17 protein-coding genes are annotated in these 20,779 nt (G+C 66.8%); 8 read left to right on the forward strand and 9 right to left on the reverse strand.

Annotation, left to right across the window (positions count from 1 at the left end; genetic code table 11):
- Positions 1 to 3: 3 nt before the first annotated feature.
- From ASE22_RS11000 to rpsB, 5 genes are all read right to left on the reverse strand, one after another.
- Positions 4 to 750 (reverse strand): isoprenyl transferase, encoded by a 747-nt coding sequence (locus ASE22_RS11000; RefSeq protein WP_056358935.1) that lies wholly within the window; start codon positions 748 to 750, stop codon positions 4 to 6.
- Positions 747 to 1,304, reverse strand: coding sequence for a ribosome recycling factor (gene frr, locus ASE22_RS11005; protein WP_056358938.1), 558 nt, complete (start codon positions 1,302 to 1,304; stop codon positions 747 to 749). The genes ASE22_RS11000 and frr overlap by 4 nt, the downstream gene beginning before the upstream one ends.
- Positions 1,305 to 1,316: 12 nt before the next feature.
- The gene (pyrH, locus tag ASE22_RS11010; RefSeq protein ID WP_056358942.1) at positions 1,317 to 2,030 is read right to left on the reverse strand and encodes a UMP kinase; all 714 of its coding nucleotides are present in this window, start codon (positions 2,028 to 2,030) and stop codon (positions 1,317 to 1,319) included.
- Positions 2,031 to 2,161: 131 nt separating this feature from the next.
- Positions 2,162 to 3,085, reverse strand: coding sequence for a translation elongation factor Ts (gene tsf / locus ASE22_RS11015; protein ID WP_056358945.1), 924 nt, complete (start codon positions 3,083 to 3,085; stop codon positions 2,162 to 2,164).
- Positions 3,086 to 3,200: 115 nt separating this feature from the next.
- Positions 3,201 to 3,953, reverse strand: a complete 753-nt coding sequence (gene rpsB, locus ASE22_RS11020) for a 30S ribosomal protein S2 (RefSeq protein ID WP_056358947.1) — start codon at positions 3,951 to 3,953, stop codon at positions 3,201 to 3,203.
- A 232-nt stretch (positions 3,954 to 4,185) separates the two neighbouring features.
- Between rpsB and ASE22_RS26780 the strand changes: the two genes are divergently transcribed.
- Positions 4,186 to 4,410 carry a hypothetical protein gene (locus ASE22_RS26780; RefSeq protein ID WP_056601577.1) on the forward strand — a complete coding sequence of 75 codons (225 nt, stop codon included), beginning with the start codon at positions 4,186 to 4,188 and terminating at the stop codon, positions 4,408 to 4,410.
- Here ASE22_RS26780 and ASE22_RS11025 read toward each other — a convergent pair.
- Positions 4,352 to 5,146, reverse strand: coding sequence for a CDP-alcohol phosphatidyltransferase family protein (locus ASE22_RS11025; protein ID WP_056358950.1), 795 nt, complete (start codon positions 5,144 to 5,146; stop codon positions 4,352 to 4,354). The two genes, ASE22_RS26780 and ASE22_RS11025, sit on opposite strands and share 59 nt — an antisense overlap.
- 37 nt (positions 5,147 to 5,183) lie before the next feature.
- A complete protein-coding gene (locus tag ASE22_RS11030) occupies positions 5,184 to 5,918 on the reverse strand; it encodes a phosphatidylserine decarboxylase (protein WP_056361042.1) in 735 nt (244 codons plus the stop codon).
- A 164-nt stretch (positions 5,919 to 6,082) separates the two neighbouring features.
- On the opposite strand from ASE22_RS11030, the gene ASE22_RS11035 reads away from it, so the two are divergent.
- The gene (locus ASE22_RS11035) at positions 6,083 to 7,303 is read left to right on the forward strand and encodes an NADP-dependent isocitrate dehydrogenase (RefSeq protein WP_056358952.1); all 1,221 of its coding nucleotides are present in this window, start codon (positions 6,083 to 6,085) and stop codon (positions 7,301 to 7,303) included.
- Between the two features lie 53 nt (positions 7,304 to 7,356).
- On the opposite strand, the gene ASE22_RS11040 is transcribed toward ASE22_RS11035, so the two are convergent.
- Together ASE22_RS11040 and ybaL are read right to left on the reverse strand one after the other, a co-directional pair.
- Positions 7,357 to 8,562: an FAD-dependent oxidoreductase gene (locus ASE22_RS11040; RefSeq protein ID WP_056358955.1), complete on the reverse strand. Its 1,206-nt coding sequence runs from the start codon at positions 8,560 to 8,562 to the stop codon at positions 7,357 to 7,359.
- Positions 8,563 to 8,577: 15 nt separating this feature from the next.
- Entirely contained in the window at positions 8,578 to 10,206 is a 1,629-nt protein-coding gene (gene ybaL / locus ASE22_RS11045) for a YbaL family putative K(+) efflux transporter (protein WP_056358958.1), read from the reverse strand.
- A gap of 120 nt (positions 10,207 to 10,326) precedes the next feature.
- On the opposite strand from ybaL, the gene ASE22_RS11050 reads away from it, so the two are divergent.
- The 6 genes from ASE22_RS11050 to ASE22_RS11075 all read left to right on the forward strand — a co-directional run bounded on the left by ASE22_RS11050 (position 10,327) and on the right by ASE22_RS11075 (position 20,745).
- Entirely contained in the window at positions 10,327 to 12,117 is a 1,791-nt protein-coding gene (locus tag ASE22_RS11050) for a cation:proton antiporter domain-containing protein (RefSeq protein ID WP_056358960.1), read from the forward strand.
- 97 nt (positions 12,118 to 12,214) lie between these two features.
- A complete protein-coding gene (locus ASE22_RS11055) occupies positions 12,215 to 13,870 on the forward strand; it encodes an MFS transporter (protein WP_056358964.1) in 1,656 nt (551 codons plus the stop codon).
- Between the two features lies 1 nt (position 13,871).
- Entirely contained in the window at positions 13,872 to 15,011 is a 1,140-nt protein-coding gene (locus ASE22_RS11060) for an HlyD family secretion protein (protein WP_056358967.1), read from the forward strand.
- Positions 15,011 to 16,393, forward strand: coding sequence for an efflux transporter outer membrane subunit (locus ASE22_RS11065; protein WP_082545600.1), 1,383 nt, complete (start codon positions 15,011 to 15,013; stop codon positions 16,391 to 16,393). The genes ASE22_RS11060 and ASE22_RS11065 overlap by 1 nt, the downstream gene beginning before the upstream one ends.
- Positions 16,394 to 16,450: 57 nt before the next feature.
- The gene (polA, locus tag ASE22_RS11070; RefSeq protein WP_056358970.1) at positions 16,451 to 19,240 is read left to right on the forward strand and encodes a DNA polymerase I; all 2,790 of its coding nucleotides are present in this window, start codon (positions 16,451 to 16,453) and stop codon (positions 19,238 to 19,240) included.
- Complete coding sequence (locus tag ASE22_RS11075) at positions 19,237 to 20,745, forward strand: lipopolysaccharide biosynthesis protein (RefSeq protein WP_056358971.1); 1,509 nt, start codon at positions 19,237 to 19,239, stop codon at positions 20,743 to 20,745. The genes polA and ASE22_RS11075 overlap by 4 nt, the downstream gene beginning before the upstream one ends.
- Positions 20,746 to 20,779 lie beyond the last annotated feature (34 nt).

Here is a 20,779-nt window from a genome sequence, read left to right on the forward strand (position 1 = left end):
GGTTTACCGGCCGCCGAAGCGGCGCTCCCGCGTGCCGAAATCGGTAATCGCCGCCGCCAGTGCCGCCCCGTCGAAATCGGGCCACAGCGTGTCGACGAACAGCAGTTCGGCATAGGCCGCCTGCCAGAGCAGGAAATTGGACAGGCGCCGCTCGCCCGAGGTGCGGATCAGCAGGTCGAGGGGCGGCAGGTCGTGCGTGTCGAGCCGGCCGTCGATTACCGAGCAGTCGATATCGTCGGGTGCGAGGCGGCCGTCGCGCACGTCGACGGCGATCTCCCGTACCGCGCGGACCATCTCGTCCTGGGCGCCGTAGTTGAGCGCCAATACGAAATCGAGGCGGCGGTTGTCCCTGGTGCGCTCGACACCCTCTCGGACAAGGTCGATCAGGTCGCCTTCGAGGCCGCCGATGTCGCCGATCGTCCGCAGCCGGATGCCGTTGCGGTGGAGCTCGGCGACCTCCTTGCGCAGATAGTGGCGCAGCAGGCCCATCAGGTCCGAGACTTCTTCGGTCGATCGCCGCCAGTTTTCCGAGGAGAAGGCGTAGAGGGTCAGCGCCTGGAGGCCCATGTCCGCCGCGGCCTTGACGGTCGTGCGCACCGCCTCCGCACCCGCGCGGTGCCCCGCGACGCGCGGCAGGAAGCGGCGCTTGGCCCAGCGGCCATTGCCGTCCATGATGATCGCGACATGGCGCGGCGCCGTCCCCGCGCCGGCGAGGGCATTGGAAGCAGGACTGGCCGAAAGGCCGCTCACTTGCCGAGGATTTCCTTTTCCTTCGCCGCGGCCGCCGCGTCGATCTCGGAAATGGTCGAATCGGTCAGCTTCTGCACCTCGGTTTCGCGGCGCTTGCGGTCGTCTTCGCTGATTTCGCCCTTCTTCTCGTCGGTCTTGAGGCTGTCCATGCCGTCGCGGCGGACGTTGCGCGCGGCGACCCGAGCCTTCTCCGCATATTGGCTGGCGAGCTTGGCCAGTTCCTTGCGGCGCTCTTCGGTCAGGTCGGGAATCGGAATGCGCAGAGTCTGGCCGTCGACGATCGGGTTGAGGCCGAGGCCGGCCGAGCGGATCGCCTTGTCGACAGGCCCGACATTCGAGCGATCCCACACCTGCACCGACAGCATGCGCGGTTCGGGCGCGGTTACCGTGGCCGCCTGGTTGAGCGGCATATGGGCACCATAGATCTCGACCGTCACCGGATCGAGGAGGTTGACCGAGGCACGGCCGGTGCGCAGGCCGACCAAATCGCTCTTCAGCGCTTCGACGGCTCCGTGCATGCGGCGTTCGAGATCGGCCTTGTCATAGGCTGGCATGGATGCTTTCCCCTAGTTCTGAACAATCGTGGCCGTTCCGGAGCCCGCGAGCACCCGGGCCATGTTTCCTTGCTCACGGATGTTGAATACCACGATAGGAATGTCGTTGTCGCGGCACAGCGCGACGGCGCTGGCGTCCATCACCTTCAGATCGTCCGCGAGGACGCGGTTGAAGGTCACGGTCTCGTAACGGATGGCGGTCGGGTCCTTCTTCGGATCGGCGTTGTAGACGCCGTCGACCGAGGTTCCCTTGAAGAGCGCGTCGCAGCCCATTTCGGCTGCACGCAGCGCGGCGGCGCTGTCGGTGGTGAAATAGGGATTGCCGGTGCCGGCCGCGAAGATCACGATCCGGCCCTTCTCCAGATGCCGTTCGGCGCGGCGGCGGATGAAGGGCTCGCACACCGTGCTCATTGGGATCGCGGACTGGACGCGGGTGTCGACGCCGATCTGCTCGAGCGCGTTCTGGACGGCGAGCGCGTTCATCACCGTTGCCAGCATGCCCATATAGTCGGCGCTGGTACGGTCGAAGCCCTTGGCGGCCGCGGCGAGGCCGCGGAAGATGTTGCCGCCGCCGACGACGAGGCAGACCTCATATTGGGTGGCGACGTCGGCGATCTCGCGCGCGACACGGTTGACGGTCTCGGGATCGATGCCGAACTGCCCCTGCCCCATCAACACCTCGCCCGACAACTTCAGCAGGATTCGTTTGAAGCGCGGACGGGCCATAGGCTTTGACAACTCTTGTTCTGTAAGCGTGGCGGGCACCTTAGGGGCAGGTTTCGAGCCTGCCAAGCGCCCATAAAAAAGGCCCGCTCTTCCGGCCTGTTACCGGAAGAGCGGGCCCCTTCTCGATCCGATCAGCCCTTGACGGCCGCGGCGACCTCGGCAGCGAAGTCGCTGGCTTCCTTCTCGATGCCTTCACCGAGCTGGAAACGGACATAGTCCTTCAACGCGATCGAGCCACCGGCCGCCTTCGCGGCGTTGGCGACGACCTGCGCGATGGGGGTCTTGTTGTCGATCACGAAGACCTGGCTGAGCAGCGCGTTCTCCTTGCGGAACTTCGCGACCGCGCCCTGCACCATCTTCTCGATGATCTCGGCGGGCTTGCCCGATTCGGCGGCCTTCTCGGCGGCGATCGCGCGCTCGCGCTCGATCACGGCCGGGTCGAGCCCATCCTCGGTCAGCGCCTGCGGGAAAGCGGCAGCGATATGCATCGCGATCTGCTTGCCGACGGCTTCCATCTCCGCGACCGGGGCATCGCCCTCGAGCGCGACGAGCACGCCGATCTTGCCGAGACCCGGCGCGGCAGCGTTGTGCACGTAGGGAACGACGGTGCCCTTCGACACCTCGACCACCTTGGCGCGGCGCAGCGTCTGGTTCTCACCGATCGTCGCGACGTTCGAGGTCAGCTTCTCCGACACGGTGCCGCCGCCCGGGTAACCGGCGCCGGCCAGCGCGGCGACGTCAGCGCCAGCGGTCAACGCGAGCTTGGTCACGGTGCGGACGAAATCCTGGAACTGGTCGTTCTTGGCGACGAAGTCGGTTTCGGAATTGACCTCGACCGCGGCACCCCGGGTGCCTTCGACGGTGACGCCGACCAGGCCCTCGGCCGCGGTGCGGCTCGACTTCTTGGCGGCGGTGGCGAGGCCCTTGGTGCGCAGCCAGTCGACCGCGGCTTCCATGTCGCCGTTGTTCTCGGTCAGCGCCTTCTTGCAATCCATCATGCCGGCGCCGGACTTCTCGCGAAGCTCCTTGACGGCAGCAGCGGTGATCTCCGCCATAGGCTTTTCCTTTCGTACAAATGCGTCACCCCGGCCTAGGCCGGGGTCCCACAGGATCATCGTGCGAGCCACGATCCGCGAGATCCCGGCCTAGGCCGGGATGACGATAGAAATATTACGCCAGAGCTTCTTCGCTCGGAGCCTCGATCGCGGCACCGAGGTCTTCGCCACGGGCCTGACGGCCGCCCTGGATGCCACGGGTCGCGGCTTCGGCAACGACCTCGCAATAGAGACGGATCGCGCGGGCGGCGTCGTCATTGGCGGGCACCGGGAAGGCGATACCGTCGGGGCTGACGTTCGAATCGAGGATCGCGACGACTGGAATGCCAAGCGTGTTGGCTTCCTTGATCGCCAGCTCTTCCTTGTTGGCGTCGATCACGAACATCACGTCCGGAATACCGCCCATGTCGCGGATGCCGCCGAGCGACAGCTCGAACTTGTCGCGCTCACGGGTGAGCTGGAGGACTTCCTTCTTGGTCAGGCCGTGGGTGTCGCCCGACAGCTGCTCCTCGAGCGCCTTGAAGCGCTTGATCGACATCGAAATGGTCTTCCAGTTGGTGAGCATGCCGCCCAGCCAGCGATGGTTGACATAATGCTGACCCGAACGGCGCGCGGCCTCGGCGATCGGCTCCTGCGCCTGGCGCTTGGTGCCGACGAACAGGACCTTGCCGCCGTGCTGGACGGTCTGGCTGATGAAGTCGAGCGCACGCGCCATCAGCGGCACGGTCTGCGAGAGATCGATGATGTGGATGCCGTTACGATCGCCGAACAGATACGGCTTCATTTTCGGATTCCAGCGGTGAGTCTGGTGACCGAAATGCGCGCCGGCGTCGAGCAACGCCTGCATGGAGACGGTGGGAGCCGCCATAGGATTTTCTCCTTACCCGGTTGAACCTCTGTGGGGCAGGAACCGGGAAACCCGGCACCGGTATGGATGCCCCACATGTGGAATGACGGCGCCTCTATGCGACCTGTCGTGCAAAATCAAGGCTTGACGAGCCAGAACAAATCAGGAACAAGGGGAACAGAACAAGATTTCAGGCGCTTTCAGCAGCATCAGGAAGCCGACGCGCCGGAAGCGGACGACAAAGGACAAGACGATGCTTCAGCTTCTCTCCTTCGCCCTGTTCTCGGGCGTGTTTGCCATCTCGATCGCGGCGATCGCCGCCACGGTCCGTTCCGAAATGCCCTATATTCTGCGTGCATTGGGAATCCTCCCCTCGCCCACTCCGCCGCTCCGTCCGGTTGCGGAGCGCCGGTTCCGCGTCATTCGGCCGCTGCAGGGCCAGCCGGTGTCGGCACGGGCGTTCCGCGCTGCCGCCTGATGCGGCGGTAGGATGCGGCGCTGAACGGTATCGTCGCAAAATAGCCGATCATGAAGACGCTGAGCGTGTGCCAAGGCGCGCTGAACAGGGCCGCGCCCAGCATCGCCACCAGCAGTAGCGCCGGCAGCCGCCAGGCGCGCGAAATGTGTATCGACGACCAGCTGTAGGTTGCGACGTCGGAGATCATCAGGAAGCCGGTGAGCGTGGCCCATGCACAGATGAAATAGGGATCGCGGAACCACCACAGGTCGCTCCACAGCCACATCGCGACCGGCACCAGCATCAAGCCCGCGCCGAGCGGTGCCGGGACGCCGGTCAGGAAACCCGCCGTCTTGCGCGGATGCTCCGCCGTATCGATCGAGGCGTTGAAACGGGCGAGCCGCAGCGCCGCGCAGACCGCATAGCCGAGCGCGAAGATCCAGCCGAAGCGCGGGATCTCGTTCAATGACCACAGGAACATGATGATCGCGGGCGAGACGCCGAAAGCGATCACGTCCGACAGCGAGTCGAGTTCGGCGCCGAACCGGCTCTCTCCCTTCAACAGACGCGCGATCCGCCCGTCGAGGCCGTCGAGGACGCCGGCGATCGCGATCGCGATCAGCGCCTTCTCCCAGTCTCCGGCGATGGCGAAGCGCACGCCGGTCAGCCCCGAGCAGAGCGCCAGTGCGGTCACCGCATTGGGGGCGACCGCGCGGGCGGGGATCCCGCGCCGTATATTCTCGCGACGGCCACGCATCAGGCGACCACATCCATGCCGATGGAAAGGGCTATCGTCACTGTGCCGCGCCGATGCTGCGATCGGCCTCGCCGAGCTTCGCTATCACGGTCTCGCCCGCGATGGTCCGCTGGCCGAGCGCGACCCGGTGGCCGGTACCGGCCGGCAGATAGACGTCGACCCGGCTGCCGAAACGGATCAGGCCGACCCGCTGGCCGAGACCGACCACGTCGCCGGTCTTGACGAACGGCATGATCCGCCGCGCGACGAGGCCGGCGATCTGAGTGAAGCCGATGCGGGTGCCGTCGGCGCCCTCGACAAGGAAATGCTGGCGCTCATTCTCCTCGCTCGCCTTGTCGAGATCGGCGTTGAGGAAACTGCCGGCGATATAGGCGACCCGCTTGATCGTGCCGGGGATCGGCGTGCGGTTGATGTGGACGTCGAACACCGACATGAAAATCGAGACACGGGTCATCGGCCCGTCGCCGAGCCCTTCCTCGCCGGCGAGCTCGCGCGGCGGCGGCACCGTGACGATCATCGTCACCAGCCCGTCGGCGGGCGCGATCACCAGCCCCTCGCCCGTCGGCGTGCTGCGGATCGGGTCGCGGAAGAACGCCGCCACCCAGATGGTGATCCCGGCCATCGGCCAGGCGAGCGTTTCCCAGGCCAGCAGCGCGAAGATCAGGCAGATCACGGCTGAGAGCAGGACGAATTTGCGGCCTTCGGGGTGGACGCTGGGCCAGCGCCACTTGACCGAGGTCGTTCCGATGTCGGGTTTGTCGAGGGATGTCATCGCTGCATAGTAGGGCTGCCGGATCGGGCTGACAATCTGCCCCACCCACTTCGGGTTCCGCTTTTCCGCGCCATGGCGAGAATAATTTGGGTCTGGAACGGTTGATCCCGCCGGTTTGCTGGCATAGGGACGGCCGGAACTTTCCTCCCCGGAGATAGAAAAGCATGGCGAAGATCAAGGTGAAAACTCCCGTCGTCGAGCTCGACGGCGACGAAATGACGCGCATCATCTGGCAATGGATTCGCGAGCGCCTGATCCTCCCTTATCTCGACATCGATCTCAAATATTATGATCTCTCGGTCGAGAAGCGCGACGAGACCAACGATCAGATCACCATCGATAGCGCCAAGGCGATTCAGAAGTACGGGGTCGGCGTGAAGTGCGCCACGATCACCCCGGACGAGGCCCGCGTCGAGGAGTTCAAGCTCAAGAAGATGTGGAAGTCGCCGAACGGCACGATCCGCAACATCCTCGGCGGCGTCGTCTTCCGCGAGCCGATCGTGATCAAGAACGTCCCCAGGCTGGTGCCGGGCTGGACCGATCCGATCGTCGTGGGCCGCCATGCCTTCGGCGACCAGTATCGCGCCACCGATTTCCTCGTCCCCGGCCCCGGCAAGCTCCGCATGGTGTTCGAAGGCGACGATGGCGAGACGATCGAACACGAGGTCTTCCAATATCCGTCGGCCGGCGTCGCGATGGGCATGTACAATCTCGACGAATCGATCCGCGACTTCGCCCGCGCCAGCATGAACTATGCGTTCGATCGCGGATGGCCGCTGTACCTGTCGACCAAGAACACGATCCTCAAGGCCTATGACGGTCGCTTCAAGGACCTGTTCCAGGAAGTGTTCGACGCCGAGTTCGCCGACAAGTTCAAGGCGCGTAACATCGTCTACGAGCATCGTCTGATCGACGACATGGTCGCCTCGGCGCTCAAGTGGAGCGGAAAGTTCGTCTGGGCCTGCAAGAATTACGACGGCGACGTCCAGTCGGACACCGTTGCGCAGGGCTTCGGTTCGCTGGGCCTGATGACCTCGGTGCTGATGTCGCCCGACGGCAAGACGATCGAGGCCGAGGCCGCGCACGGCACCGTCACCCGTCACTATCGCATGCACCAGCAGGGCAAGCAGACCTCGACCAATCCGATCGCCTCGATCTTCGCCTGGACGCAGGGCCTGCAGTTCCGCGGCAAGTTCGACGACACGCCCGACGTCGTCAAGTTCGCCGAGACGCTCGAGCGGGTCTGCATCGAGACCGTCGAGAAGGGCGGCATGACCAAGGATCTCGCGATCCTGATCGGTCCGGACCAGCCCTGGATGACGACCGAGCAGTTCTTCGAGCAGATCCGCGTCAACCTCGAGACCGAGATGGCCAGCTGGGCTTGATCTCGAACGATTTCTGAGATTGGGGCGTCATTCCACTGGAATGGCGCCCTTTTTCATTTGCGGATCGCGGCGGGTGAACGAATATGTTCGCGCCTGACGCCGAGCCCAACGATACGCGCCGGGATGCGCTGCAGGATCGGAAAGCGATCGAGCATGCGCAGCGCGAAGGGCGCCTTCATCTGCGCGTTGGCGCTCAATGTCGGGCCAAGCACCCTCGCATGGACGACCCGCTGCATCCCCTGGACGACCCGGACTGGAAATAGCCGCCGCGCCTGTACCTGTGCCAGCAGGCGGTCGACCGCTTCGCCTCTCGCCAACGGGCCCGCCAGGATGTTCGCAGCGGCAACCGCATCCTGGATCGCCAGGTTGATCCCCACCCCGCCGACTGGAGACATGGCGTGGGCGGCATCGCCGATCGCGAGAAAGCCCGGCCGATGCCAGCGGGTCAGCCTGTCGAGCGAGACCGAGAGGAGCTTGACGTCATCCCAGGATCGGATTGCGTCGAGGCTTGCCGCGATCTCCGGCACCGCCAGCGCAACCCGTTTCCGGAAATCGTCGAGTCCCCCGGCGCGAATCCGGTCGGCGCCGCCCTTGGCGAACACGAAGGCGCATTGCCAATAATCGCCTCGATCGATCATCGCGATCACGGTGCCGGGGGTGAAGCGTCCCATCGTGTCGTTGTGGCGCGTGCGGGGCTTCGGCACCCGGAACCAGAAGATGTCGATCGGCGCGCCCAGGTCCCGGCGCGCCAGACCCGCAGCGTCGCGCAGCACCGAGCCTCGCCCGTCGGCGCCAATCACCAGATCGGCGGCGATCCGCTCGCCGTCCTTCAGCACGACACCGCCAATCCGGCCGCCATCAAGGACAAGGTCGACGACCTCGCTGTCCATGCGCAGCGAGAAAGCCGGCCAGCGCGCGGCCGCATCGCGCACGAAATCGAGGAAATGCCATTGCGGCATCATCATCATGAACTTGTGGCGGACCGGCAGGTGGGTCAGGTCGGCGACCCGGTAGGAGCGCCCGCCCACAGACGCGAAAATGTCGGTGACGACGTCGTGCTCGCGCAGGAGCAGCGCTTCGGCCAGGCCCAGTTCGTCGAACAGCTCGATCGTCGACGGATGGACGGTGTCGCCCCGGAAGTCCCGCAGGAAATCCCCATGCTTCTCGATCACCAGCGTCTCGACGCCGGCGCGCGCGAACAACAGGCCCGCCATCATGCCCGCGGGGCCGCCGCCCGCTATGACCAGCCTGTTTCCCATCGATGACCTCTCCGCTCAGCGGCGCTCGAGGGCATAGTCTACCATGGATTTCGCGATCTCGCCCTCCCCGGTGATCGCGACGTCGGCACCCTTGGCGCAGAAATGCTCGACCTCGGCGGCGCCCTGCGCGCGAGCGATGATCCGCATCGCCGGATTGGCGCTGCGCGCGCGCTCGACGATCTGGCCGACCTCGAAGCCCTCGGCGATGGCGATGCACAGCAGGCGCGCCTTCTCCAGCCCCGCCTGGCCGAGCGGATCAATCGCGCAGGCATTGCCGACCAGCACGGTGGCATTGGGATGCTCGGGCAACCCGCTCGCATCCGGCTGGGCCTCGATGATGGTCACCCGCTCGCCGGCTTCGAGCAGCTTCCTGCCGACCAGCGCCCCGACCCGCCCATAGCCGATCAGCACGACGTGGCCCGTGGGCGAGGGCTGCGGCGGCGTCTCCACCTCCCCCGCCAGCTTTTCGGGCAGCCATTTGCGGCCATAGCGGCCGATCATCGCGAAGAGCAGCGGGTTGAGCAGGATCGAGATGATCGCGCCGGCGAGGACCAGGTCTCGCGCCACCGCGGGTATGAGCGCCAGCTCATGCCCCATCGTCGCGAGAATGAACGAGAATTCGCCGATCTGCGCGAGACTGGCAGCGATGGTCAGCGCGGTCGCACCCGAGTGGCGGAATGCCAGCACGATGGCCCAGGCGGCGACCGACTTTCCGACCACGATGATCGCGACGGTTCCAAGCAGCGCAATTGGCTCGTCGGTCAGGACATGCGGGTTGAACAACATTCCGACCGACACGAAGAACAGTACCGCGAAGGCGTCGCGCAGCGGCAGCGTCTCGTTGGCGGCGCGCTGGCTGAGCGGGGATTCGGCGAGGATCATGCCCGCGAAGAAAGCCCCCAGCGCGAAGGAGACCCCGAACAGCATCGCCGCGCCGAAGGCGACGCCGAGCGCGATCGCCAGCACCGCGAGGCGGAACAGCTCGCGCGAGCCGGTGTGCGCGACATAATGGAGCACTCGCGGGATCAGGCGGCGTCCGACGATCAGCATGAAGGCGACGAAGGCAGCCACCTTGCCGACGGTCAGCGCGAGGATCGTGCCGATCGCGGCACCGCTGCCCCCGCCTTGCGCCAGCGCTGGCAGCAGCACCAGCGCGAGCACCATCACCAGGTCCTCGACGATGAGCCAGCCAACCGCGATCTTGCCGCGATCGGTATCGAGGATATTGCGCTCCTGCAGCGCGCGCAGCAGCACAACCGTGCTGGCGACCGACAAGGCGAGGCCGAAGACGAAGCCGCCCGCGACGCTCCATCCGAGCATCGCCGCCAGCCCGATGCCCATCAGGATCGCGACCCCGATCTGCGCGATCGCGCCGGGGATCGCGATCTTCCGCACCGCCATCAGGTCGCGCACCGAGAAGTGCAGGCCCACGCCGAACATCAGCAGGATCACGCCCAGTTCCGCCAGTTCGTTGGCGAGATGCTGGTCCGCGACATAGCCGGGCGTGAACGGCCCGACGGCGACGCCGGCCATCAGATAGCCGACCAGGGGCGGTATGCGCAGTCGCTGGGCGAGCGCGCCGAAGAGGAAAGCCAGCGTCAGGCCGGCGACGACGGTTGCGATGAGCGGTGTCGCGTGAGGCACGCGGCAATATCTCCTTGGTTGAGGACGGTCGAACCCATTCATGATCGAGTAAAGCACGAGAGGAAAGGAGATTTCCGCTCAAGGGTGGCCATGCCGGCCTTCATCCGTAATGATCGCCGAATGGCGCTACCCATTCATTCCGCAGCTTTTAGTGATTCGCTCGTCGTTCTGGGTACGGCCGGTCTCGTCATCCCGGCCTTCGCGCGTTTCCGGATCACCCCAGTCATCGGATTCATCCTCGTCGGCATGCTGGTCGGCCCGACCGGGCTCGGCCGGCTGATCGACGAAGCCCCATGGCTCTATTATGTGACGATCAGCGATCCGCACTCGATCGAACCGTTCGCCGAGTTCGGCATCGTCCTCCTGCTGTTCTCGATCGGTCTCGAACTGAGCTTCAGGCGCCTGTGGGGCTTGCGGCGCACGGTGTTCGGACTGGGCACGTCGAAGCTGGTCCTGTCCGCGCTGCTGATCGGCGGAGGGTTGTGGATCTTCGGCCAGACGCCGGGCGGGGCGCTCGGCCTGGGCCTGGCGCTGGCGCTATCCTCCACGGCGCTGGTGCTGCCAATGGTCGGGACGAGCGGCGCGGTCGGCCAGCGCGCCTTCGGGATCCTCCTGCTCGAGGATCTCGCGCTGGTGCCGATCGTGTTCATCCTCGGTGCGATGGCGCCCTATGGCGAGACCGCCGGATGGGACGGGCTGCTGCGCACCGTGATCTCGGGGATCGCCGTGATCGCCGTGATGATGATCGGCGGACGGCTGATCCTGCCCCGCCTGTTCGCGCAGGCGGCGCGCGCCAAGAATCCCGAGCTCTTCCTGTCGGCCAGCTTGCTGGTCGTCATCCTCGCCAGCATCGCCACCACCGCCGTCGGCCTCTCGCCGATCGTCGGCGCCCTGATCGCCGGCCTGCTGATCGCCGAGACCGATTATCATTCGGAGGTCGATCTCGTCACCGCGCCGTTCAAGGGCCTGGCGCTGGGGATCTTCCTGATTACCGTCGGCATGTCGGTCGACCCGCTGATGATCCTGGAGAACTGGGACAAGGTCGCACTGGCTGTGGTCGCGATCGTCGCCACCAAGGCGCTGGTCACTGCCTTCCTTCTGCGCTTCTGGGGCGCGAAGCGCGCGGTGGCGGCCGAGACAGGACTGTTGATGTCCTCACCTTCGGAAACCACGCTGATCGTGCTCGCCACGGCGGCGCAGGCACGGTTGATCGATCCCGGCACCGTCGGCTTCTGGCAGGTGGTGACGGCGATCGGGCTGACGATCACGCCGATCCTCGCCAAGGTGGGCCATGACCTTGCCCGGAAGGTCGACGAACGCGAAAGCGATGCGGATACCGACCCGGACCTGTCGGGCAATATCGAGGCGCGCGCCATCATCGCGGGCTTCGGCCGCGTCGGGCGGCTCATCGCCCAGATGCTCGATGCGCACGGCAAGCCCTATATCGCGGTCGATGCCGATATCGACACGGTGATCCGGGCGCGCCGACGCGGCTACAAGGCGATGTTCGGCGATGTCGCCAAGCCGGGCATGCTCGATCATCTCAACCTGTCGAACGCGTCGGCGCTGATCCTGACGATGGACGACCCGGTGCAACTGGTGCGGATCACCCGCCAGGCTCGGCAGAGCTATCCCGAGCTGACGATCGTGGCCCGTGCCCGCGATCCGAACCATGCTGCGGAGCTGTATCGCGCAGGGGCGACCGACGCGGTGCCGGAAACGCTCGAATCCTCGCTGCAGCTGTCCGAGGCGGTCCTCGTCGACCTCGGCGTCGCGATGGGGCCGGTTATCGCCTCGATCCACGAAAAGCGAGCCGAACTGCGCGCCAAGATCATGGAGATGGGAGAGATCAGCCGCGAGCCCGCCTTTGGCCGCCGGCGCCTGCGCGACGCGGGGCCGCAGGAAGGCTGACAATCCTGTAAATTCGTCCCGGCGCCACCATCGCGCTGTTGCAGCGATGGTGGCGCCGGGATAATCCGGCGCGGGGGACGTTCCTTCGAGGAGCCGCATGGCCGAGTCCGCAGATTATGTGTTCAAGCCGCACGAACGGCCGACACTGCCCGGTTCACCCGCCAATCCCGATCATCCCTCGCGCCGCCGAAGGGCCTATTTCGCGATCGGCTGCCTCGTCGGCGTCACCGCCGGGCTGGGCAATGCGCTGGTCACGGTCAACCTCAACTTCGCGCAAGGCACGTTGGGCCTGAACAGCAACGAGGCGACATGGCTGACGGCGGCCTATTTCATGACCAACGTCACCGCCAACCTGCTGTTCGTGAAGTTCCGCCAGCAATTCGGCTTGCAGATGTTCATCCGCTACATATTGGCCGCCTATGCGACGACCGCCGTCGCACATCTCCTCGTCCACGACTTCTGGACCTCGGTCGCGGTCCGCGCGGCCAGCGGCGTCGCGGCGAGCGGCCTCACCACCCTCACCGTCCTCTATCTGTCGCAGGCGATGCCGGCGCCGAAGCGACTCGCCGGAATCATGATCGGCATCAGTATCCCGCAACTCGCCACGCCGCTGGCCCGGGTGCTTTCCCCTGGGTTGCTGATCTGGGGCGACTGGCACATGCTCTACTGGTTCGAACTGGGGCTGACCCTGGCGACGCTGGCGGCGGTCATGTCGCTGCCATTGCCGCCGAGCGAGCGGGTCCCTGCCTTCGAGAAGCTCGATTTCCTTACCTTCGCGCTGCTGGCACCCGGCCTCTGGCTGCTCGTCGCGGCGCTTAGCGAAGGGCGCATCGAATGGTGGACCGAGCGCCCCTGGATCGGTTGGTCGCTGGCCGGCAGCGTCGGGCTGATCGCAGCCGCGCTGGTCGTCGAACATCATCGCGTCAATCCGCTCATCAACACGCGCTGGCTGGGAAGGCGCGAGATGGTGCGGCTGTTCGCGGTGGCGGCGTCGATCAGGATCCTGCTGTCCGAACAGGCCTTCGGATCGGTGGGCCTGCTCTCTACGCTCGGCATGCTCAACGACCAGATGGTGACGCTGAACCTCATCGTCCTTCTCGCATCGATCGCCGGGATCGCCGTCGCGGTGCTGACGCTTCGGCCCGAGAACGTCGCACGTCCGCTCTCCATCGCGGTAATCCTGATCGCGATCGGGTCCTTCATGGACGCCGACACGACCAATCTTACCCGACCGTCGGGCTTCTATCTGAGCCAGGCGATCATCGGGTTTGCCTCGCTGCTGTTCATGGCGCAGGCGATGGTGATCGGAATCGCCCGAACGCTTCTTGCCGGCACCAAGCATTTCATCAGCTTCATCGTGCTGTTCAGCCTCAGCCAGAGCATCGGCGGACTCGTGGGATCGGCATTGCTGGGCACCTTCCAGGTCGTCCGCGAGAAATATCACTCGCACGAGCTGGTCCAGTCGATCGTGATGACCGATCCGCAGGTCGCCGCCCGCATCGGCGCGGGTGCGCGTTCGGTGGGCGGCGTCATCGGCGACCCGGCCCTGCGTGGCGCCGAGGGCGCGGCCCTGCTCGCCAGGGCGGTCGGCCGCGAGGCGAATGTCCTGGCCTATAACGACGTCTTCATGCTGATCGGCATCCTCGCCGTCGCGACGGTGATCTGGAGCTACGGCATCCGCCTGTCGATGCGACGGCGCGGGGAGATATCGCCGGTACTCGAACTGCAACGGCGCATGGCGCAGGGGAAATGAGATGAGCCAACGCGATCCGGCGGCAAGGACGGGCACCACCGACGGCACCGGCGCGACCGACGTCGCCGACACGCTCCAGTCGCCGCCCAGCGGCTGGGCACCGCCGCCGCGCAGCCGTGCCGTTTCGATCGCGATCGTCGGCATCGCCGTCGTCGCCATCCTCGCCATCCTCTATGCGTGGCAGTTGCCGCCCTTCGCCGGTTTCTCCGAGCGGACCGACAACGCCTATGTACGCGGCCGCGTCACCATCATCAGCCCGCAGGTCAGCGGCTATGTCACCCGCGTCGCGATCCAGGACTTCGCCGAGGTCAAGGCGGGCCAGCTGCTCGCGACCATCGACGACCGAATCTACCGTGCCCGGGTGGCGCAGGCCCAGGCCAATGTCGCCGCGCAGGAGGCCTCGCTCGCCAATTCGGCGCAGGCCCAACGATCGCGCGAGGTGGCGACCGGAAGCCAGGATGCGGCGATCGCCAGCGCGCGGGCCCAGCTCGTCCGCGCCGAGGCCGACATGCGCCGGGCCGATGCCCTGATAGCCGACGGATCGATCTCAGCGCGCGAACACGATCAGACCCGTGCCGCCCTGCTCGCCGCCCAGGCCGGCGTCCGGCAGGCCGAAGCCGCCCGCGCGATCGGCACGCAGGAGGTACGCACCGTGCTGGTCGGACGCGGCGGACTGACCGCCGCCGTCGAGGGCGCCCGCGCCCAGCTCCGCCTCGCCCGGATCGATCTCGACAACACGGTGATCCGCGCGCCGGCGGACGGCCAGCTCTCGGAGATCGGCGTCCGCAACGGCGCGTTCGTCACCGCGGGCACCCAGCTGATGTTCCTGGTGCCGCACGACGTCTGGGTCGTCGCCAACTTCAAGGAGGCTCAGACCAGGGACGTGCGGATCGGCCAACCCGCGAGCTTCAAGGTCGACGCGCTCGGCGGCGCCAGGCTGACCGGTCATGTCGAGAATATCGCACCGGCCGCCGGATCCGAGTTCGCCGTGCTCAAGGCCGACAATGCCACCGGAAATTTCGTCAAGGTCGCCCAGCGCATCTCCGTCCGCATCCGCATCGATCCGGGCCAGCCGCTCGCGCGGCGCCTGCGCCCGGGCATGTCGGTCGAGGCGAAGATCCACACCCGCGGGTCGCTCTGATGCGGCACCTGTCGCTCCTGCCGTCGCTCCTGCTGGCGGGATGCGCGGCGGGCCGGGTCGCGCCGGTCGCGGTTCCCGCCGTCGAACAACCCGCCGCCTGGCGGAATGCCGCGCCGTTGTCGGCGGTCGATCGGAGCTGGTGGACGGGCTTCGGCGATCCGGCGCTGACCGCGCTGGTCGACCGTGCGCTCGCTGCCAATAGCGACATCGGCATCGCCGCCGGACGGGTGCGCGAGGCGCGCGCGAACCTCGCCGCGGCGCGCTCGACCTTGTTCCCGGCGATCGATGCGGGAGTGGCCGGCGGCCGATCGCGCAGCATCAGCCCCTTCGGCACGCCCGAGGTCCAGAATTTCGCGCAGCCGCAGATCCAGGCCGCCTATGAGATCGACCTGTTCGGGCGCCTTGCCGACCAGCGATCGGCCGCGCGCAGCGCCTGGCTGGCGAGCGAGGCTGCCCGCGACACGGTCCGCCTCGCCGTGACCTCGGCGACCGCCGCCAACTATGTCGCGCTGCTCGGCCTCGATACCCGGCTCGACATCGCCCGACGCACGCTCGCTGCACGGGAGACATCGCTGAGGATCGCAACCTCCCGCGTGTCGAACGGCTATTCGCCCCGGCTGGAGCTTCAGCAGGCCCAGGCTGAGTATGACGCGACCGCCGCGATCATTCCCCAGATCGAACTGGCCATCGCGCGCACCGAACATGGACTGAGCCTGCTGACCGGCGATGCGCCGCGACGCGTGGCTCGGGGCGCCACGCTCGCCACGCTCACGCAGCCGCCGCTCGCCGGGGGCCTGCCGTCCGAACTGCTGCGCCGTCGTCCCGACATCGGCCAGGCCGAACAGCAGCTCGCCGCCGCCGACGCGTCGCTGGCGGCCGCGCGCAAGCGCTTCCTGCCCCAGCTGCGGCTGTCGGCCAGCGTGGGGGCCGGTTTTTCGAGCCTCCTCGAAGACCCGCTCGCGATCTGGCAGCTTGGCGGCAGCATCCTCGCCCCGATCTTCCAGGGCGGCCGGCTGACCGCGCAGGCCGAGGCCGCGGCGGGACAGCGCGACCAGGCCGCCTTCGCCTATCGCAAGGCGGTGCTCGCGGGTTTCCGCGAGGTCGAGGATGCCCTGGCGACGGTGCGGCGCCTCGACGAGCAAGCCGTCCTCGCCGCGCATCAGCGGGATACCACCGCCGAAGGGCTGCGGCTGGCGACCAACCGCTACCGCGAGGGCTATTCGCCCTATCTCGAACAGCTCGACGCGCAGCGCCAACTGCTCGCGGTGGAACTCAACCTCGCCCAGCTCCGCACCGACGCCTTCACCGCACGGATCCAGCTGTACCAAGCGCTGGGCGGGGGCTGGACGACGGCGATGCTGGAGGAATCCGGACGGCCCTGACGGCGGCACGCGTTCGCATGGTTCCCCCCTGCGCCGGTGCCTGCTATCCACCCCGCCATGTCATCCAAGCATCTCTATCTGGTCGACGGCTCCGGCTATATTTTTCGGGCCTATCATCGCCTGCCGCCGCTCACCAATCGCCACGGAATCCCGGCGGGTGCCGTGTACGGCTTCACGACGATGCTGTGGAAGCTGATCAACGAGCTCCACCACGCGGAGGGACCGACTCACCTGGCGGTGATTCTCGACGCCTCGTCGAAGACCTTCCGCAACGAGATGTACGACCAGTACAAGGCGCACCGGCCGCCGCCGCCCGAGGATCTCGTCCCGCAATTCCCGCTGATCCGTGACGCGGTGCGCGCCTTTTCGGTGCCGTGCATCGAGGAGCTGGGGCTAGAGGCCGATGACATCATCGCCTGCTATTCGGAAGCGGCGCTGGCGCAGGGCTGGCAGGTGACGATCGTGTCGTCGGACAAGGATCTGATGCAGCTGATCCGTCCCGGGCTCGACCTGCTCGACACGATGAACAACCGCAGGCTCGGCCGCGAGCATGTGCTGGAGAAGTTCGGGGTCGAACCCGAGGCGCTCGGCGACGTGCTCGCCCTGATGGGCGACAGCGTCGACAATGTGCCCGGCGTTCCCGGGATCGGCCCGAAGACCGCGAGCCAGCTGATCCAGCAGTTCGGCACCCTCGAAGCCGTGCTGGCCGGCACCGACCACATCACCAAGCCCAAGCTCAAACAGTCGCTGATCGACCATGCCGACAATGCCCGGCTGTCGCGCGAGCTGGTCCGCCTGAGGTGCGACGCGCCGCTGCCCGAGCCGCTCGACGGCCTGCAGCTCAAGGGCCTTCCGCCCGAGCCCCTGCGCGCGTTCCTCGAGGACCAGGGGTTCAAGTCGTTGCTGGCGAAGGTCCAGGGAGACGGTCCGGCGACGCTGCCGAACGGCGGCCCGACGATGCTCGCGCTGACGCCCGGCGCCGAGGAGAAGCCGGCGCCCATCGTCGAGCAGGTGCCGTTCAACCACAAGGATTACGAAACCGTCGTCGACGAAGCGGCGCTCGACCGCTGGATCGCCGAGGGATTCGCCTGTGGCCGGATTGCGGTCGATACCGAAACCGATTCGGTAGATCCGGTGCAGGCCCGGCTGGTCGGCGTCAGCCTCGCCACGGTGCCCGGCAAGGCCTGCTACATCCCGCTCGCCCATATCGGCGACGGGCTGCTGTCGGAAACCCCAAGGCAGCTGTCGATGGCGACGGCGATCGCGAAGCTCAAGCCGCTGCTCGAGGCGCCCGAGGTCCTCAAGATCGGCCAGAACATCAAATATGACATGGTCGTCCTGGCCCGCAACACCGGGATCCAGGTCGCGCCCTATGACGACACGATGCTGCTGTCCTACGATCTCGACGCCGGGCTTGGCGGTCATGGCATGGACGAGCTGGCGAAGCGCCATTTCGACCATGCCTGCATCGAGTTCAAGACGGTGTGCGGCACCGGCAAGACCCAGATCAGCTTCGACAAGGTGACGCTCGACGTCGCCACCGAATATGCCGCAGAGGACGCCGACGTGACCCTGCGGCTGTGGCAGCGGCTGAAGGGCCGGCTCGCGGCCGAGGCGGCGACACGGGTCTACGAACTGGTCGATCGCCCGCTGGTGCCGGTGCTCGCGCGCATGGAGACGGCCGGCATCAAGGTCGACCGCGAGGAGCTGGCGCGGCTGTCGGCCGAGTTCGCCGGCGAGGCATCGCGCCTCGAAGCGCTGGTCCATGCCGAGGCGGGCACCCCCTTCACCGTCGGCAGCCCGAAACAGCTCGGCGACATATTGTTCGACAAGATGGGCCTGAAGGGCGGTCGCAAGGGCAAGACCGGGGTCTATTCGACCGACGTCACCGAACTCGAGCGACTGGCCACCGATGGCGTGCCGATCGCCCGGATGGTGCTCGACTGGCGCCAGATCACCAAGCTCAAGTCGACCTATACCGACGCGCTCCAGCAGCAGATCAATCCGAACACGGGACGAGTCCACACCTGTTTCTCGATGGCGGTCGCGCAGACCGGGCGGCTGTCGTCGACCGATCCCAACCTCCAGAACATCCCGATCCGGACCGAGCATGGCCGTCGCATCCGCGACGCCTTCGTCGCCGAGCCCGGCAAGCTCATCCTTTCGGCCGACTATTCGCAGATCGAGCTGCGCCTCGCCGCGCACATGGCCGACGTCCCCGCGCTCAAGGACGCCTTTGCCAAGGGCGAGGACATCCACGCGCTGACGGCGCAGGAGGTGTTCGGCGAGGTCACGCGCGATACCCGCGCGCGCGCCAAGACGATCAACTTCTCGATCCTCTACGGCATTTCCGCCTGGGGGCTCGCCGGCCGGCTCGAAGTCTCGCGCGAGGAAGCGCAGGGAATGATCGACCGCTATTTCGCGCGTTTTCCCGGGATCAACCACTATATCGCCGCGACCCTGGGCCAGGTTCGCGACCAGGGCTTCGTCACCACCCTGTTCGGTCGCAAGACGCACCTCCCCTGGATCCGCAGCGCGAAGCAGGGCGAGCGCCAGTCGGCCGAGCGCCAGGCGATCAACGCGCCGATCCAGGGTACCTCGGCCGACATCATCAAGCGCGCGATGATCCGGATGGAGCCGGCGCTGGCCGCCGCCGGGCTCGGCGATGTGCGGATGCTGCTCCAGGTCCACGACGAACTGGTGTTCGAGCTGGCCCCCGATCAGGTCGAGCCGGCTTCGGCGGTGATCCGTGCCGTCATGGCGAGCGCGGCCGAACCGATCGTGCGGCTTTCGGTGCCGCTCGGCGTCGAGATCGGCACGGGACCGAGCTGGGGCGCCGCGCATTGAGCCTTGCCCCCGACACAACCCCTCCGACCGCCGATACGCTGAAGGAGGGTGACGACATCAAGGCGCTCGCCAAGGGCGGGCGAACGAACTTCTTCGGCTTCCTGCTGCGCCTCGCCGCGCGCCTGCCCTTCCTGTTCATCGCCGGCCGCTGGTACGGCGCGGAGGCGCTGGGCCGCTTCGCCTATGCGGTTATCATCGTCGAGTTCATCGCGACGCTCGCGACGCTGGGCCTGAAGCGCGGCCTCGCCGCGCAACTCTCGGCGACCGACCGGCCGCATGTCCATGTCGTCTGGGATGCGCTGCTGATGGGCGCGATCGCCTCGATGGTCGCCGCGACGGTTCTGGGCGCGGTGCCCGAACTAATGTTTCCCAACAGCGGGATCAACGGCCTCGAATGGCTGCTGCCGCTGACGATCTTCGCGCTTGCCTGGTCCGACATAGCCCTTGCAGCCCTCGCCTATCGCCTGGACATCGGCGCGACGGTGCGGGCGCGATCGGTCATCGAGCCCTGGACGATCAGCATCGCAGCCTTCGCTTTCGCCTTCTATTCCCTGCGCGACGGCCTGATCATCTCCTATGTCGTCTCGATGGTGGCAGCGCTGGTCGCGTCGATCTGGCCGCTGCTCAAGAGCTTCGGCTGGCCGCATGGCTGGCGCCCGCGTCCGGCGGCGCTGTTCATGATCGCCCGCCGTAACGTGCCGCTGGCGGCGGCGGACGCGATCGAATGGGGATCGCGCCGGCTCGACATCGCCATCCTCGGCCTGTTCTTCTCTCCGGCGATCGTCGGGGTCTACTATGTCGCACAGCAGGTCGCCTCGCTGCCGCAGAAGCTGAAGACCAGCTTCGATCCGATCCTGGGGCCCGTCATCACCCGCAACCTCGAGGCCGGGAACCGCCAGGCGGTCGCAAGGCAGGTCGCCCAGGTCGGCTTCTGGATCATTGCCGCGCAGGCGGCGGTGGGCCTCGCGCTCGGCATCCCCGGCGAAGGCGTGATGGGCCTGGTCGGTCCGAACTTCGTCGCCGGAAACGCCGCCCTCGCCTTCCTGCTGGTTGCCGAAGTGGTGGCGGCGACGGCGGCGGTGTCGGAGGCGGCACTGATCTACGTCGCGCGTCACCTCAACCTGTGGATTTCGATCGGCATGATCGGCATTCAGATTGCACTGAGCTTCGCGATCGTGCTGATCCTGCGCGACGAGTTCCAGCTGCCCGTTCTCTGGCAGGCGGCCGGCCCGGCGATCGCGCTGGCGATGGCGCTCGGCATCGCCTCGATCATGAAGGCGAAGCTGCTCTCCTCGCTGCTCGGCGCTCCCGTCTCGGGCTGGCGCTGGCCGCTCGTCTGGGCGGCGCTGGCCGCGGGGGTGGCCGGCTATCTAGCGACGCGCCTGCCCGAATGGATCGAATTGCTGTTCGGCATCCCCCTGATCCTGCTGGTGTTCGGCGCGGTCATCTGGCGCTTCGGCTTCACCAGCGAGGACCGGACGCTGTTCCGGCTCAAGGAGGCCTGATCGGCGTCTCCCCGTCGCCCTTCGTCGTTTGCGC

The organism is Sphingomonas sp. Root720 (genome assembly GCF_001428605.1).
GTDB lineage: Bacteria > Pseudomonadota > Alphaproteobacteria > Sphingomonadales > Sphingomonadaceae > Rhizorhabdus.

What these genes read in the sequence shown, in the direction of transcription:
- ASE22_RS11040 (WP_056358955.1), bottom strand. Translation starts at nt 8,562, where the DNA reads ATGGGAAACAGGCTGGTCATAGCGGGCGGCGGCCCCGCGGGCATGATG.
- ASE22_RS11025 (WP_056358950.1), bottom strand. Translation starts at nt 5,146, where the DNA reads ATGCGTGGCCGTCGCGAGAATATACGGCGCGGGATCCCCGCCCGCGCG.
- ASE22_RS11050 (WP_056358960.1), top strand. Translation starts at nt 10,327, where the DNA reads ATGGCGCTACCCATTCATTCCGCAGCTTTTAGTGATTCGCTCGTCGTT.
- ASE22_RS11035 (WP_056358952.1), top strand. Translation starts at nt 6,083, where the DNA reads ATGGCGAAGATCAAGGTGAAAACTCCCGTCGTCGAGCTCGACGGCGAC.
- frr (WP_056358938.1), bottom strand. Translation starts at nt 1,304, where the DNA reads ATGCCAGCCTATGACAAGGCCGATCTCGAACGCCGCATGCACGGAGCC.
- rpsB (WP_056358947.1), bottom strand. Translation starts at nt 3,953, where the DNA reads ATGGCGGCTCCCACCGTCTCCATGCAGGCGTTGCTCGACGCCGGCGCG.
- ASE22_RS11065 (WP_082545600.1), top strand. Translation starts at nt 15,011, where the DNA reads ATGCGGCACCTGTCGCTCCTGCCGTCGCTCCTGCTGGCGGGATGCGCG.
- tsf (WP_056358945.1), bottom strand. Translation starts at nt 3,085, where the DNA reads ATGGCGGAGATCACCGCTGCTGCCGTCAAGGAGCTTCGCGAGAAGTCC.
- polA (WP_056358970.1), top strand. Translation starts at nt 16,451, where the DNA reads ATGTCATCCAAGCATCTCTATCTGGTCGACGGCTCCGGCTATATTTTT.
- ASE22_RS26780 (WP_056601577.1), top strand. Translation starts at nt 4,186, where the DNA reads ATGCTTCAGCTTCTCTCCTTCGCCCTGTTCTCGGGCGTGTTTGCCATC.
- ASE22_RS11060 (WP_056358967.1), top strand. Translation starts at nt 13,872, where the DNA reads ATGAGCCAACGCGATCCGGCGGCAAGGACGGGCACCACCGACGGCACC.
- ASE22_RS11055 (WP_056358964.1), top strand. Translation starts at nt 12,215, where the DNA reads ATGGCCGAGTCCGCAGATTATGTGTTCAAGCCGCACGAACGGCCGACA.
- pyrH (WP_056358942.1), bottom strand. Translation starts at nt 2,030, where the DNA reads ATGGCCCGTCCGCGCTTCAAACGAATCCTGCTGAAGTTGTCGGGCGAG.
- ASE22_RS11030 (WP_056361042.1), bottom strand. Translation starts at nt 5,918, where the DNA reads ATGACATCCCTCGACAAACCCGACATCGGAACGACCTCGGTCAAGTGG.